13 protein-coding genes and 1 pseudogene are annotated in these 13545 nt (G+C 60.2%); 9 read left to right on the forward strand and 5 right to left on the reverse strand.

Going from position 1 to position 13545, the window contains the following annotated elements:
* The first annotated feature begins 56 nt into the window (after window positions 1-56).
* The 3 genes and pseudogenes from phoU to B7L09_RS17765 all read left to right on the forward strand — a co-directional run bounded on the left by phoU (window position 57) and on the right by B7L09_RS17765 (window position 3061).
* Window positions 57-818: a phosphate signaling complex protein PhoU gene (phoU, locus tag B7L09_RS17755; protein WP_094469944.1), complete on the forward strand. Its 762-nt coding sequence runs from the start codon at window positions 57-59 to the stop codon at window positions 816-818.
* Window positions 819-985: 167 nt separating this feature from the next.
* A pseudogene (locus tag B7L09_RS17760) lies at window positions 986-1935 on the forward strand (response regulator).
* 205 nt (window positions 1936-2140) lie between these two features.
* On the forward strand, window positions 2141-3061 hold the full coding sequence (locus B7L09_RS17765) for a peptidoglycan DD-metalloendopeptidase family protein (RefSeq protein ID WP_094469945.1): 921 nt from the start codon (window positions 2141-2143) through the stop codon (window positions 3059-3061).
* A gap of 150 nt (window positions 3062-3211) precedes the next feature.
* Here the strand turns inward: B7L09_RS17765 and B7L09_RS17770 are convergent, their stop codons facing one another.
* From B7L09_RS17770 to phoB, 3 genes are all read right to left on the reverse strand, one after another.
* A complete protein-coding gene (locus B7L09_RS17770; RefSeq protein ID WP_094469946.1) occupies window positions 3212-4552 on the reverse strand; it encodes a hemolysin family protein in 1341 nt (446 codons plus the stop codon).
* A 123-nt stretch (window positions 4553-4675) separates the two neighbouring features.
* Window positions 4676-5962: a phosphate regulon sensor histidine kinase PhoR gene (gene phoR / locus B7L09_RS17775; protein WP_255142165.1), complete on the reverse strand. Its 1287-nt coding sequence runs from the start codon at window positions 5960-5962 to the stop codon at window positions 4676-4678.
* An 81-nt stretch (window positions 5963-6043) separates the two neighbouring features.
* The gene (phoB, locus tag B7L09_RS17780; protein ID WP_094469948.1) at window positions 6044-6733 is read right to left on the reverse strand and encodes a phosphate regulon transcriptional regulator PhoB; all 690 of its coding nucleotides are present in this window, start codon (window positions 6731-6733) and stop codon (window positions 6044-6046) included.
* Between the two features lie 152 nt (window positions 6734-6885).
* Between phoB and B7L09_RS17785 the strand changes: the two genes are divergently transcribed.
* A complete protein-coding gene (locus tag B7L09_RS17785) occupies window positions 6886-7269 on the forward strand; it encodes a COG4315 family predicted lipoprotein (protein ID WP_094469949.1) in 384 nt (127 codons plus the stop codon).
* Between the two features lie 59 nt (window positions 7270-7328).
* On the opposite strand, the gene ubiA is transcribed toward B7L09_RS17785, so the two are convergent.
* Window positions 7329-8219, reverse strand: coding sequence for a 4-hydroxybenzoate octaprenyltransferase (gene ubiA, locus B7L09_RS17790; protein WP_094469950.1), 891 nt, complete (start codon window positions 8217-8219; stop codon window positions 7329-7331).
* A complete protein-coding gene (locus tag B7L09_RS17795) occupies window positions 8219-8770 on the reverse strand; it encodes a chorismate--pyruvate lyase family protein (RefSeq protein ID WP_094469951.1) in 552 nt (183 codons plus the stop codon). Before B7L09_RS17795 ends, ubiA begins: the two co-directional genes overlap by 1 nt.
* Before the next feature lie 202 nt (window positions 8771-8972).
* On the opposite strand from B7L09_RS17795, the gene B7L09_RS17800 reads away from it, so the two are divergent.
* The 5 genes from B7L09_RS17800 (at window position 8973) to tssB (ending at window position 13524) form a co-directional block, all read left to right on the forward strand.
* A complete protein-coding gene (locus tag B7L09_RS17800; RefSeq protein WP_094469952.1) occupies window positions 8973-9140 on the forward strand; it encodes a rubredoxin in 168 nt (55 codons plus the stop codon).
* 22 nt (window positions 9141-9162) lie between these two features.
* Entirely contained in the window at window positions 9163-10311 is a 1149-nt protein-coding gene (locus B7L09_RS17805; RefSeq protein ID WP_094469953.1) for an NAD(P)/FAD-dependent oxidoreductase, read from the forward strand.
* 193 nt (window positions 10312-10504) lie between these two features.
* The gene (locus B7L09_RS17810) at window positions 10505-10780 is read left to right on the forward strand and encodes an HU family DNA-binding protein (RefSeq protein WP_003213368.1); all 276 of its coding nucleotides are present in this window, start codon (window positions 10505-10507) and stop codon (window positions 10778-10780) included.
* Between the two features lie 651 nt (window positions 10781-11431).
* A complete protein-coding gene (gene tssA / locus B7L09_RS17815) occupies window positions 11432-12988 on the forward strand; it encodes a type VI secretion system protein TssA (RefSeq protein WP_094469954.1) in 1557 nt (518 codons plus the stop codon).
* Between the two features lie 32 nt (window positions 12989-13020).
* Window positions 13021-13524 carry a type VI secretion system contractile sheath small subunit gene (tssB, locus tag B7L09_RS17820; RefSeq protein ID WP_019650069.1) on the forward strand — a complete coding sequence of 168 codons (504 nt, stop codon included), beginning with the start codon at window positions 13021-13023 and terminating at the stop codon, window positions 13522-13524.
* Window positions 13525-13545 lie beyond the last annotated feature (21 nt).

Here is a 13545-nt window from a genome sequence, read left to right on the forward strand (position 1 = left end):
GACACATATCAACTTGCAGCTTGTAGCTTGCGGCATACAGCTTCAAGGACGCCAACATGATTAGCAAAGAAGGCCTTACCCATCACATCTCCGCGCAGTTCAACGCCGAGCTCGAGGAAGTGCGCAGCCACCTCCTGGCCATGGGCGGGCTGGTGGAAAAGCAGGTCAACGATGCCGTCACTGCGCTGATCGAGGCCGACTCTGGTCTGGCCCAGCAAGTGCGCGAGATCGATGACCAGATCAATCAGATGGAACGCAATATCGACGAAGAATGCCTGCGCATTCTGGCGCGTCGCCAACCGGCGGCGTCTGACCTGCGTTTGATCATCAGCATCTCCAAGTCGGTAATCGACCTGGAGCGCATCGGTGACGAAGCGACCAAGATCGCCCGCCGCGCCATTCAGTTGTGCGAAGAAGGCGAGGCCCCGCGCGGCTACGTCGAGGTTCGCCACATCGGCGACCAGGTGCGCAACATGGTGCGTGACGCCCTNGACGCGTTTGCCCGTTTCGACGCCGAGTTGGCGTTGTCGGTGGCGCAGTACGACAAGACCATCGACCGCGAATACAAGACCGCACTGCGTGAGCTGGCCACCTACATGATGGAAGACCCGCGCTCTATCTCGCGGGTCTTGAACATTATTTGGGTGCTGCGCTCCCTGGAGCGTATCGGCGACCACGCGCGCAATATCTCGGAACTGGTGATTTACCTGGTGCGCGGTACCGACGTACGGCACATGGGGCTCAAGCGCATGAAAGAAGAAGTTGAAGGCACAAGTGGCGAAACCGCTAATGTTCCGGGCAAAGCTGACGATAAGTAAGACTGCCCAAGAAAAACGCCCGGTCCTTTGGCCGGGCGTTTTTTTGTGTGGTTTTCGACTTCAAAAGCAGCACCCGCGAACGAAAAGTCCCGGCGTGACTGAAGGTTTTTGGCAATGTGCCATCAGCAAAACGGTATGCTTGCCGGGATTTTTTCGAGGGGTGATGGATGAGCAAGATCAGTGTGTTGGTGGTGGACGATGCGGCATTCATTCGTGACCTGGTAAAGAAGTGCCTGCGTAACTACTTCCCGGGTATCCGGACCGAAGATGCCATCAACGGCAAAAAGGCCCAGGCCATGCTGGCCAAGGAAGCGTTCGACCTGGTGCTGTGCGACTGGGAAATGCCGGAAATGTCCGGTCTTGAATTGCTGACCTGGTGCCGTGAGCAAGCCCATCTGAAGGCCATGCCCTTCGTGATGGTGACCAGCCGTGGCGACAAGGAAAACGTAGTCCAGGCGATCCAGGCTGGCGTTTCCGGCTACGTCAGCAAGCCCTTCACCAACGAACAACTGCTGACCAAGGTCAAGCAAGCGCTGAACAAGGTCGGCAAGCTCGACGCCTTGATGAACGGGGCGCCGACCAAAATGAACTCGGCCTTCGGCAACGACTCCCTGAGCGCGTTGACCGGTGGCAAGGCCGCCGTGGTCGCTCCCGCCCCGGCGCCTGCACCGACCCGTGGTTTGCCGCCGTGGTCGCTCCCGCCCCGGCGCCTGCACCGACCCGTGGTTTGCTCAACAGCCCACCGGTGAAGGCGCCGGTCGCTGCTTCCGCTCCTGCCAGCGGACGTGGACAAGGCCAGCTGCGTTTGCCAAGCGGCATTCAGCAGTGCGTGATCAAAGCCTTGAGCATCAAGGAAGCGCTGCTGGTGGTGAAGCGCACCGACGCGCTGCCGCAAGTCCTCGACAGCGCCGTGCTCGACCTGGAGCAGGGCGACAACGCCGAAGTCGCCCGTCTCAACGGCTACCTGCACGCGATCGTCGCCTATGAGCCGAGGCCCGACAGCGACTGGCTGCAACTGACCTTCCGGTTTATCGACCAGGATGCGCAGAAGCTCGACTACATCTCCCGATTGATCGCCCGGGGTACGGCGCAGAAGCATTTCGTTCCAGGCGCGTAATCTTCATCGCCTGAGAGTCCGTCTTCGCGGGCAAGCCTCGCTCCTACAGATCACACCGACCTGTAGGAGCGAGGCTTGCCCGCGAAGGGGCCATCACATTCACCGCACGTCTCCTTCGCTGCCCATTTTGAAACATCTGCCGACTACCCGGGTCCATTGCAGCTGCTAGGCTCCTTCCCAGGCCTTACTCGACAGACTCTTGCCCATGCTCGCGCGCCTGCTGTTTTTCTGTGGTCTTTTCATGGCCTCCACCTCGGCTGTGGCCATGACGATCTACAAGTCCAAAGACGCCAATGGCGTGGTCTCCTACAGCGACCGCCCCACCAAAGGCTCCCAGGTGTTCGTTTTTCGTGATCGTATGGTCGAGCACCTTGAGCGCCAGGTGTACCTGGAGATCAAGAAGCAGAAGGGCGTGGACAACGTGTACGTGCGCAACGACCTGTATGCGCCGGTCGAGATCGAGCTGAGTTTTGCCGGGCTGAGCAATGTCAGCGGCGCGCCGAGCCGACCGATCCGCCGGGTGATGCCGGCGCGCAGCAACATCCGTCTGGCGCTGCTCACGGCGACGAAGGCCGGAAGGCCGCTGGCTTATACACCAAGGTTCGAATATTCCCTGGGCGACCCTTCAGGGGCTGCCATGGCCTATCGGTATCCGCTGCCCTGGCGTGGCGGGCCGTTTCGCTTGAGTCAGGGCGCCAACGGCCAATACAGCCATTTCGGTGCCAAGAACCGCTACGCCATGGACATCGCCATGCCCGAAGGCACGCCAATTATCGCGGCGCGTGGCGGGGTGGTGGTGAAAACCGAGAATACCCAGACCGGACGCGGCACCGATCCTTCAGGCAATTTCGTGCGAGTGCTTCACGATGACGGGACGATGGGCGTGTACCTGCACCTCAAGCAAGGTTCGGTGGGCGTTCGCGAGGGGCAACGGGTAGCGGTGGGAAGTGCGCTGGCCTTGTCGGGCAATACCGGCAACAGCAGCGGGCCGCATTTGCACTTCGTGGTGCAGCGCAATACGGGGTTGGGCCTGGTGTCGATTCCGTATCAGTTCAATCAGCCGGTGGGCGCATTGCCCAACTTTGCGTTGGGCAGTAGGAGCCGGCTTGCTGGCGATGAACGATAACTCGGTATCACATGACACCGCGGCGCCCCCATCGTCGGAACGCCGCCCGCAGCAAGCCGGCTCNNACGATAACTCGGTATCACATGACACCGCGGCGCCCCCATCGTCGGAACGCCGCCCGCAGCAAGCCGGCTCCTACAAGGGTATGACTCAATCCAGCATCAACACCTTGGCCAGAATGATCTTCGGCCCTTTCATCTTCTTGATGATGATGCGCAAGCCTTCAACCTCCAGCACTTCTTCCTCTTCCGGCACCCGCTTGAGGGTGTCGTAGATCAAACCGGCCAGGGTTTCGGCTTCGATGTGGTCCAGGTCGACGCCCAGCAGGCGCTCCACCTTGAACAGCGGCGTGTCGCCACGCACCAGCAGTTTGCCCGGCTGGTAGGCGAGGATGCCGCGCTCGGCCTTGCGGTGTTCGTCCTGGATATCGCCGACCAGCACTTCCAGCACATCTTCCATGGTCAGGTAGCCGATGATCTTGCCGTCGGCTTCTTCCACCAGGGCGAAGTGCGCGCCGCCTTTGCGGAACTGCTCCAGCAGCTGCGACAACGGCATGTGCCGCGACACGCGCTCCAGCGGGCGGGTCAGCTCGGCCAGGTTGAACGATTCGGGGATGTGGTCCAGGGCCGCCAGTTCCAGCAGCAGGTCCTTGATGTGCAGCAGGCCGACGAACTCATTGCGCACCGCGTCGTACACCGGGTAGCGGCTGAATTTGTGGCGGCGGAACAGCGCCAGGATTTCCTTGAGCGGGGCGTTGAAGTCCAGGGTCACCAGGTCTTCCCGGGAGTTGGCCCAGTCCACCACTTCCAGCTCGCCCATTTCCACCGCAGAGGCCAGCACGCGCATGCCTTGGTCGCTCGGGTCCTGGCCACGGCTGGAGTGCAGGATCAGCTTGAGTTCTTCGCGGCTGTAATGGTGCTCATGGTGTGGGCCGGGCTCGCCTTGGCCGGCGATACGCAAGATGGCGTTGGCGCTGGCGTTGAGCAGGTAGATCGCCGGGTACATCGCCCAGTAGAACAGGTACAACGGCACTGCCGTCCACAGCGACAGCAGCTCGGGTTTGCGAATCGCCCAGGATTTGGGTGCCAATTCACCGACCACGATGTGCAGATAGGAAATCACGAAGAAGGCGGCAAAGAACGACACGCCCTTGATCACCTCGGGCGATTGCACGCCCACGGCGCCCAGCAACGGCTCGAGGATGTGCGCAAAGGCCGGCTCACCGACCCAGCCCAGGCCCAGGGAGGCGAGGGTGATACCCAGCTGGCAGGCCGACAGGTAGGCGTCGAGCTGGCTGTGCACGGTGCGCAGGATCTGTCCGCGCCAGCCGTTTTTATGGGCGATGGCCTCGACCCGGGTGGCGCGCAATTTGACCATGGCAAACTCCGCCGCAACGAAAAAACCGTTGAGCAGTACCAGGATCAGAGCAAAAAGAATCATGCCAAAGTCGGCGAAGAGTGTGGCGAGGGTCAAACCTGGGGAAGGGTCCATGATGGGGTTTTGCNGGTTCCGTGTATTCGAATAGGGGGTCAATGCGGTGCCTGAAGGGCAGGCACAAGTCAGCCAATGTAGCGGCTGACCGGGCGATTGCCTAGTAGCGAGTGCTGGCCGGTATCAGTCGGCGGTGCTGATGACGCGCGTTTTCGTCACTTGGGCGGGCGCAAAATGGCAGGTAAAGGTGCTGCCGTGGCCCGGCACACTGCTGATTTCCAGCCGTGCACGGTGGCGCAGCAGCACGTGTTTGACGATCGCCAGGCCAAGCCCCGTGCCGCCGGTGTTGGAGTTGCGGCTGGAGTCGACGCGGTAGAAACGCTCGGTCAGGCGGGGCAGATGCTTGGCGTCGATGCCGATGCCGGAATCCTGCACGCTCAGGTGCGCACCGTGCTCGTCGGCCCACCAGCGAATGCGGATATTGCCTTCGGCCGGGGTGTATTTCACCGCGTTGAACACCAGGTTGGAAAACGCGCTGCGTAACTCGGCTTCGCTGCCCTTGAGCAGAATCGTCGGATCGGCTTCCAGGGTGATGCGCTGGTTTTTCTGGCCGGACAACTGCTGAGCGTCGCTCGTGATCGATTGCAGCAAGCCGTCGATGGCCACGGGGTGGTTGTCCGACGGGTAATCCGTGGCTTCCAGTTTGGCCAGTAACAACAGGTCGTTGAGCAAGGTCTGCATGCGCCCGCCTTGCTGCTGCATTTGCTGCAAGGCACGGGTCCAGCGCGGGTTCACTTCCTCGACGTTGTCGAGCAGGGTTTCCAGGTAGCCGCAGATCACCGTCAACGGTGTGCGCAGCTCGTGGGACACATTGGCGACGAAGTCTTTGCGCATCTGTTCCAACTGGTGGATGCGGGTGACATCGCGCACCAGCATCAGGTGTTCGTTGTTGCCGTAGCGTGTCAGGTACAGCTGGATGCGCACGCGGTCGTTGGTGGGCGAAGGGATTTCCAGGGCTTCTTCGTAGTTTTCCTGCTCGAAATACTCCTTGAAGCGGGGATGGCGCACCAGGTTGGTCACCGGCTGNCCGCTGTCCTGAGGCGTCTTGAGGCCCAGCAGGGTCTCGGCGGCGCGGTTCCACCATTCCAGGTTGCCGTCGCTGTCGAGCATGATCACCGCATCTTTGAGCGCGGCGGTGGACTCCTGCACACGGTCGATCACCGCTTGCAGGCGCCCGCGTACCCGTTGGTCGCGGCGTTGCAGGTGGTAGATGCTGTCGAACACCTCGCCCCACAGGCCGTAGCCATCGGGTGGTGCTTCATCGGGTTTGTGNNGTCGCAGCCATTCGTGCAGGCGCAGCAGTTGCTTGAGGGTCCAGGCCAGGTAAAGGCCCAGGCCCGCGGCGAGGCTCCAGCCGTAGTAGCCGGTAATCAGGCCGATCACCAGACACCCGGTCACCAGCAACAGCATGTGGCGGATCAGGGTGCCATGCCAGTTTTGGTTCAATTGAACACGCGTCCTTGTCAGCTTGTCGGGCGGGAAAGGTCCGGGTCAGGCCTTGGTGGAAAAGCGGTANCCGGTGCCGCGCACGGTTTGCACCAGATTCTCGTAGGCATCGCCCAAGGCTTTGCGCAGGCGGCGGATATGCACGTCCACGGTGCGCTCTTCCACGTACACATTGCCGCCCCACACTTGGTCGAGCAATTGGCCACGGGTGTAGGCGCGCTCCTGGTGAGTCATGAAAAATTGCAGCAGGCGATATTCGGTCGGGCCCATCTCGGCCGGCTTGCCGTCGATGGTCACGCGGTGGCTGATCGGGTCCAGAATCAGGCCGTCGACTTCGATCGGCGCTTCGCCATCGGTAGGGCCGGCGCGGCGCAATACAGCTTTCAGACGGGCGACCAGCTCACGNGGNGAAAATGGCTTGGTGATGTAGTCATCAGCGCCGACTTCCAGGCCCTGGATCTTGTTGTCCTCTTCACCCTTGGCGGTGAGCATGATGATCGGGATATCCCCGGTCAGCTCGTCACGCTTGAGACGGCGGGCCAACTCGATACCGGAAGTGCCGGGCAGCATCCAGTCGAGCAGGATCAAGTCCGGCTTGCGGTCGACGATAATGGCATGGGCCTGCTGGGAGTTCTCCGCCTCCAGGCAGTCATAGCCGGCCATTTCCAACGCAACGGCGATCATCTCGCGAATGGGCGCTTCGTCGTCAACGATCAGAATGCTCCTGCCAACCATGCCTAAATCCTCTTGTCATTTAACTGTCTTGCGCCGCATTAGATAACGGAATTATTGCAGTCGTGTGACAACAATTTAGCAGCTCGGCGATTGTCATGATCCTGAACTAAGCTCTAAGTCCGAATCCTGACAACCACAAAAGGAAGGTTTCCATGAAGCACATCTCGCAATCCTTCAAGGCCCTGCTGCTGGTCGCGGCGTTTTCGTTGCCGGCCATGGCCTTCGCGGCTGAGCCGGGCATGATGAAAGGCGACATGATGGTCGACCACAAGGGCATGACCCTGTACACGTTTGACAAGGACACTGGGGGCAAGTCGGTATGTACAGGTGAGTGTGCAAAAAACTGGCCACCGCTGGAGGCAAAAGCAGGCGACAAAGCTGAAGGAAAATGGACCATTATCAAACGTGACGACGGCATGATGCAGTGGGCTTACAACGGCAAGCCGCTGTATTACTTCATGAAGGACAAGGCTCCTGGAGATATGACGGGCGACAAGATGAAGGACGTCTGGCACGTTGTTCGCGAGCATATGTAACGGATATTGCCGCTCCGAGCAAAATAGAAGCTGCCGCTGGCTGCGATTCTTCCAATTTATCAGCGCAGCGCGTAATCCAGCACGATCCCGACAAAAATCGCCAACCCGGCCCAGTGGTTGTGCAAAAACGCCTTGAAGCATTTCATGCGGTCTTTGTCGCGGGTGTACCAGAACTCCCAGGCAAAACAGCCCGCCGCCGCCAGCAACCCCAGGTGGAACCAGCCCCCGAGTTCGAATTTCGACCCGGCCAGCAATAGGCAGCCCAGCGCCAGCGCCTGTAAGGTCAGGATGATCGCCCGATCCGCGTCGCCAAAAAGAATCGCCGTGGATTTCACGCCGATCTTCAAGTCNTCGTCCCGATCGGTCATCGCGTAATACGTGTCGTAACCCACCGTCCACAGCAAATTGGCGATGTACAGCAGCCACGCAGTGGCCGGCAGATGGCCAGTCTCGGCGGTGAACGCCATCGGCATGCCCCACGAAAACGCCGCGCCCAACACCACTTGCGGGTAATAGGTGTAGCGCTTCATGAACGGGTAGCTCGCCGCCAGCGCCAAACCGCCGAGGGACAGCAGGATGGTGGTGGCGTTGGTCAGCAGCACCAGCAGGAAACTGATGCCCATCAGCAATGCGAAGAACACCAGGGCTTCTTTGGAACTGATCTTGCCGCTGACCAGCGGGCGTTGCTCGGTGCGTTTCACATGGCCATCGACCTTGCGGTCCGCCCAATCATTGATCACGCAGCCACCGGCACGGGTCAGCACCACGCCCAGTACGAAAATCACGATATTGATCAAGGACGGCGAGCCCTTGCCGGCGATCCACAGCGCCCACAGCGTTGGCCATAACAGCAGGTAGATGCCGATGGGCTTGTCCATGCGGGTCAACTGAATGAAATCCCAGGCCCTGGGGTTCAGGCGGTTCAGGGACTTGAGCAGGCTCTGNTACATCAGCAGTTCTCCGGATGGNCGCGGGTGGCGAGCCACAAGGTCGGCAGGAAGATCTCGGCCACCAGCACGCTCAGGGCGCCACGGTCGAAACGCGAACGACGGCCCCACAGTTCGGGTGCCCGGCACTCCATCGGCAACCATGTTTGAGGGTAGTGACAAACCTCAATCGCACGACGCTGGAACGCGTGATCGCAAAACAGCAATTCGCCCAGNGAACGGCTGCCCAGTTCGTCCATGTGCAACCCGTCGCCCTGCAAGGCACTGCGCGCCGCCACGCTGCGGGCGAACACCCATGGCTNGCCATAGCCACGCAAATACACCTCGCGCACCCAGCCTTCACTGCCTTCGTCCAGATCCAATGCAGCACATTCGTCGGCGCGCAGCGGTTGCCAGCCTTCGAACAGCGGCGTGACGCTGAAACCGTCATTCGACAAACGGATCAGGCGTCGGGTCAGGGAGCCTTCGTCGAACAGCCAGTCGAGGGTTGAGGCGTCGGGGAGGGGAGTGAGTTGGCTTTGGGTGAGCCACAGCGGGGATTTTGAGTGCGGCACAGTGAGTCATTATTGGCAGCAAATGAGGCGGCGAGCTTACCATGTCAGCCAGCGATTTTGATTGATCCGGGCCGCCGTTGCGCCGAACACGCTTGCATCTGCCGGGCCCGATCAGTACAAAACGGCCCTGAGCCCGACGGCAGCGCTCCAACCATCGACCGTTCGCGCCGGCAATAAGCCTGAATCCTGAGGAAGTACCTGAATGAAAAAGTGGCAATGTGTGGTCTGCGGCCTGATCTATAACGAAGCCGACGGCTGGCCGGACGANGGNATCGCACCGGGTACCCTGTGGCAGGACGTCCCTGAAGACTGGCTGTGCCCGGACTGCGGCGTCGGCAANATGGATTTCGAAATGATCGAAATCANCTAANAAANNACNANAGGAGAAAGGAATGAACGCACCTGTCGTGATCATCGGCACAGGATTGGCCGGTTACAACGTGGCCCGGGAGTTTCGCAAGCTCGACAGCGAGACCCCATTGCTGCTGATCACTGCGGATGATGGGCGCTCCTACTCCAAGCCCATGCTCTCCACCGGTTTTGGCAAGAACAAGGAAGCCGATGGCCTGAGCATGGCTGAACCGGGTGCCATGGCCGAGCAACTCAAGGCCGAAGTGCGCACCCACACCCGCATCAGCGGCATCGACCCTGGCCACAAGCGCCTGTGGATCGGCGAGGAAGCAGTGGCCTACCGTGACCTGATCCTGGCCTGGGGCGCAGAAACTGTGCGGGTGCCCATCGAAGGCGACGCAGCGGACGCGGTTTACCCGATCAACGACCTGGAAGATTACGCACGCTTTCGTGCCGCAGCCGCTGGCAAGCGCCGGGTGTTGCTGCTCGGTGCCGGCCTGATCGGTTGCGAGTTCGCCAATGACTTGATCGTCGGCGGCTACGANATCAACCTGGTAGCGCCGTGCGAGCAGGTCATGCCGACCCTGCTGCACCCAGCCGCTGCTGCAGCGGTACAAGCCGGGCTGGAAAGCTTGGGCGCGCGTTTCCACCTTGGGCCGGTGCTCAACCGCTTGCAGCGCGTTGCGGACGGTCTGGAAGCGCATCTGTCCGATGGTCAGGTGATTCCGTGCGACGTGGTGGTCTCGGCCATTGGCCTGCGTCCGCGTATCGATCTGGCGGCTGCGGCCGGTGTGCAGGTCAATCGCGGCGTCGTGGTCGATCGTCACCTGAAAACCTCCCATGCCAATATCTATGCGCTGGGCGACTGCGCTGAGGTCGATGGGCTGAATCTGTTGTACGTCATGCCCCTCATGAGCTGTGCGAGAGCCCTGGCCCAGACCCTGGCCGGCAACGCTACGGCCGTCAGCTATGGGCCGATGCCGATCACCGTGAAAACCCCGATCTGCCCGCTGGTGGTCTCGCCCCCGCCACGCGGTTTGGAGGGCGTCTGGACGGTCGAAGGGCAGGGCGCGGACATCAAGGCTTTATGCCGCGATGCCAGCGGAAGCCTGCTGGGTTACGCGCTGACCGGCAGTGCGGTGATGGAAAAACTGGCCCTGAACAAAGAACTTCCGCCGTTGCTGGCGTAAATACCGGTCGTTCTGTCGGAATCACCCCGCTTTTGCCCCTACAAAGGTCGCGCCGAGACTGGCGCGGCTCTTCGCTGCGTGCCATCCTCACTCCCGTCTGCCGCAGAGTAGAGCACCTGCGGCGCCTTGGGCGTTGCTCCATAAGAGAGCAGCACGGACATAACAACAAAAAACCGTCAAAGAGGCTTCACTTATGCGTAAACCAGAACTCGCAGCCGCCATCGCTGAAAAAGCGGATCTCACCAAAGAACAGGCCAACCGCGTCCTCAACGCCGTTCTCGAAGAAATCACCGGCGCCCTGCACCGCAAGGACAGCGTCACATTGGTTGGCTTCGGTACCTTCCTGCAACGCCACCGCGGCGCCCGCACCGGCAAAAACCCGCAAACCGGTGAGCCTGTCAAAATCAAGGCCAGCAACACCGTTGCGTTCAAGCCAGGCAAATCGTTGAAAGACAGCGTCAATCCATAATTGCGGCGAACTCCCTGAATAACGGGGAGAACCGTATAGAAAAATGGGCACACCGATTGAACCGGGTGCCCATTTTTTATGCACGGCCTTTTGTTTTGTATATGTGTTTCGTGGACTGATTAATACATTCTGGAAAAGAACTGCCCTCATCCAAATGCTCGCGCCCTCGCCCTTAAAATGACCGCATTATATAAAGTGCCATCACGGAGATGGCACTTTCTTAATTCTCCGTTGTCGCTCTTCGTTCCGTTCACAGATGACCGCAATCTTTCGGATAGTTCCTACATTCATTCGCTTTTATTGTTGGCATGCTTCAACCCTGCTGCCATGGAGGTGCCGTTCCCGGTTTGATGAAGGTGCCGGCGACCGCTCTGCCTCAATGCTTTCAGCGCTGTCCAATGAAGGGGTAAATAATTAATTGGTATCAGGGAATCCCCTTGCACATATAGGGAAATCTCCTACACGTAATAAACAACACTTCGTCTTGTTGTTTAATCAGATGCTTGCTAGTGGCCATCATCGTGAGTACGATGCGCCCACTTGAAAGAGCACGAACTCAATTGGATGAGACTCATCGCAGCTCTTTGATACTGTCCCGCGCCGCTGCAACTGCAATTGGCGTTCGACTGTAATCCTAATTAAAGGCCATGGATGTCCTACTCAAGCAAACTTTCTGCTCATTACCTTGATCTCGCAAAAGCCTCTGTTTCCAAAGAGAATTTCGCGGGTGAGGACGTTCGTTTTTCGAGCGAATATGAGGCGCTGGAAAGCGAGCTGGCGAAAGCCTCGTCCATGCACGAAAGCGGTCAGATCGACTGGCTGAAAATCCGTGAAAACAGCGAAAACCTCCTGCGTACCCAGTCCAAGGATTTGCGGGTCGGCGCCTGGCTGACGTGGGCCTTGTACCAGCGCGAATCGTTTCAGGGGCTGTTGGCTGGCCTCGGTTTGTTGCACCACTTGTGCGAGAACCACTGGGCCGACATTCACCCGAGCAAGGCGCGTACCCGCTCCGCTGCGATCAGTTGGCTGGTGCCGCGTCTCGAGCAGGTGCTGACCGAAAATGTCGCGATCAAAGAGCAGTTGCCGATGTTCCGGCGGCTGGTCGAGCACCTTGAAGGGCTCGATGCCGCTTGCACCGAGCACTTGGGCGACGATGCGCCACTGCTGCTGCCGATCTCCCGCCGCCTGAAAAATATGGTGCAACGCGCCGCCGACAACCAGCCGGAACCTGGCGTGGTGGGCGCCGCGGTGGCCCAAGTCAAACAGGCCGCCACGCAGCTGTTCACCCCCGGCGCACCGATCGACAACGAAAAAGAAGCCCACAAGGCCCTGCGCGCTCAGCAGGAAAGCGCCCGTCCGTTGTGTGCCTGGTGGCTCAAGCAGAAAGCCACCGACCTGCGCGCCCTGCGCCTTAACCGTACGCTGCTGTGGCTGCCCATCGACGCGGTGCCTGAGCGCAACGCCGAGCAAATCACCGTGCTGCGCGGCTTGCCCGCCGACAAGCTCAAGGCCTATCAGGACCGTTACGACCAGGCCAAATACGCCGACCTGCTGGTGGAACTGGAGGCGAGCCTGGCGAAGGCGCCGTTCTGGTTCGATGGCCAGCGAATGGTCTGGGAGTGCCTCCAGGGCCTGAATGCCGAGATGGCGATGCGCGAAGTGGAAATCCACTTCGCGCTTTTGATTCAGCGTCTGCCCGGCATCGTCGAATTGCGTTTCCACGACGGCGCGCCCTTCGCCGATCCGGCCACCCGTGCCTGGATCAGCGCCAACGTCATGCCCCACCTGCAAAGCGCCAGTGCGCCACGCAAGGTCGAAGTCGCCGACACCCAGCCAGCCTGGGAAGTGGCCCTCGAAGAAGTCCTGCCGATCCTGCGCAAGGACGGCCTCAAGGCCGCCGTGCAGATCCTCAAGCAGGGCCTGCAGGGCGCCCAAGGCGGGCGGGCGCGATTTTTCTGGCAGTTCGCCTTAGCGCGGCTGTGCTTCATGGCCAAGAAGTACGAACTGGCCAGGACCCAACTCGAAACACTCGACCAAACATTACAGGACTCAGGCCTGAACGCCTGGGAGCCCGATCTTGCGCTGGAAGTGCTGCATTTACTGCATAGCTGCTGCGAGTTGTTGCCGCAGAACCATGCTGTACGTGAACGCAAGGAAGAGATTTATCGCAGGCTGTGCCACCTCGATCTCGAAGTGGTACTCGAATAGGCCCCAGGGCCACAACCGCAAGGAGAAAAGCCATGGCCAAAGAAGGCTCGGTAGCCCCCAAGGAACGCATCAACGTCACCTTCAAACCTGCCACCGGTGGTGCACAGGAAGAGATTGAACTGCCGTTGAAACTACTGGCAATCGGTGACTACACCCACCGCAAGGACGAACGCAAAGTCGAAGATCGCAAGCCGATCAGCATCGACAAGATGACGTTTGACGAAGTGCTGGCCAAGCAAGAGCTGAGCCTGACACTGAGCGTGCCGAACCGTCTGCAGGAAGATGGCGAAGCCGACGAGCTGGCCGTGCAACTGCGCGTCAATTCGATGAAGGACTTCAACCCGGCCTCGCTGGTCGAGCAAGTGCCTGAGCTGAAAAAACTGATGGAACTGCGCGACGCGCTGGTGGCCCTCAAAGGCCCGCTGGGTAACGCGCCTGCGTTCCGCAAAGCCATCGAAGGCGTTCTCGCCGACGACGAATCCCGCGGTCGCGTACTGGGTGAGCTGGGCCTGAACGCCGCAGCCCAGGACGCCTGAGTCTCTATCAGCCAAGGAAGC

The sequence above is a fragment of the Pseudomonas mandelii genome (assembly GCF_002251635.1).
GTDB classification, from domain to species: Bacteria; Pseudomonadota; Gammaproteobacteria; order Pseudomonadales; family Pseudomonadaceae; genus Aquipseudomonas; species Aquipseudomonas mandelii_B.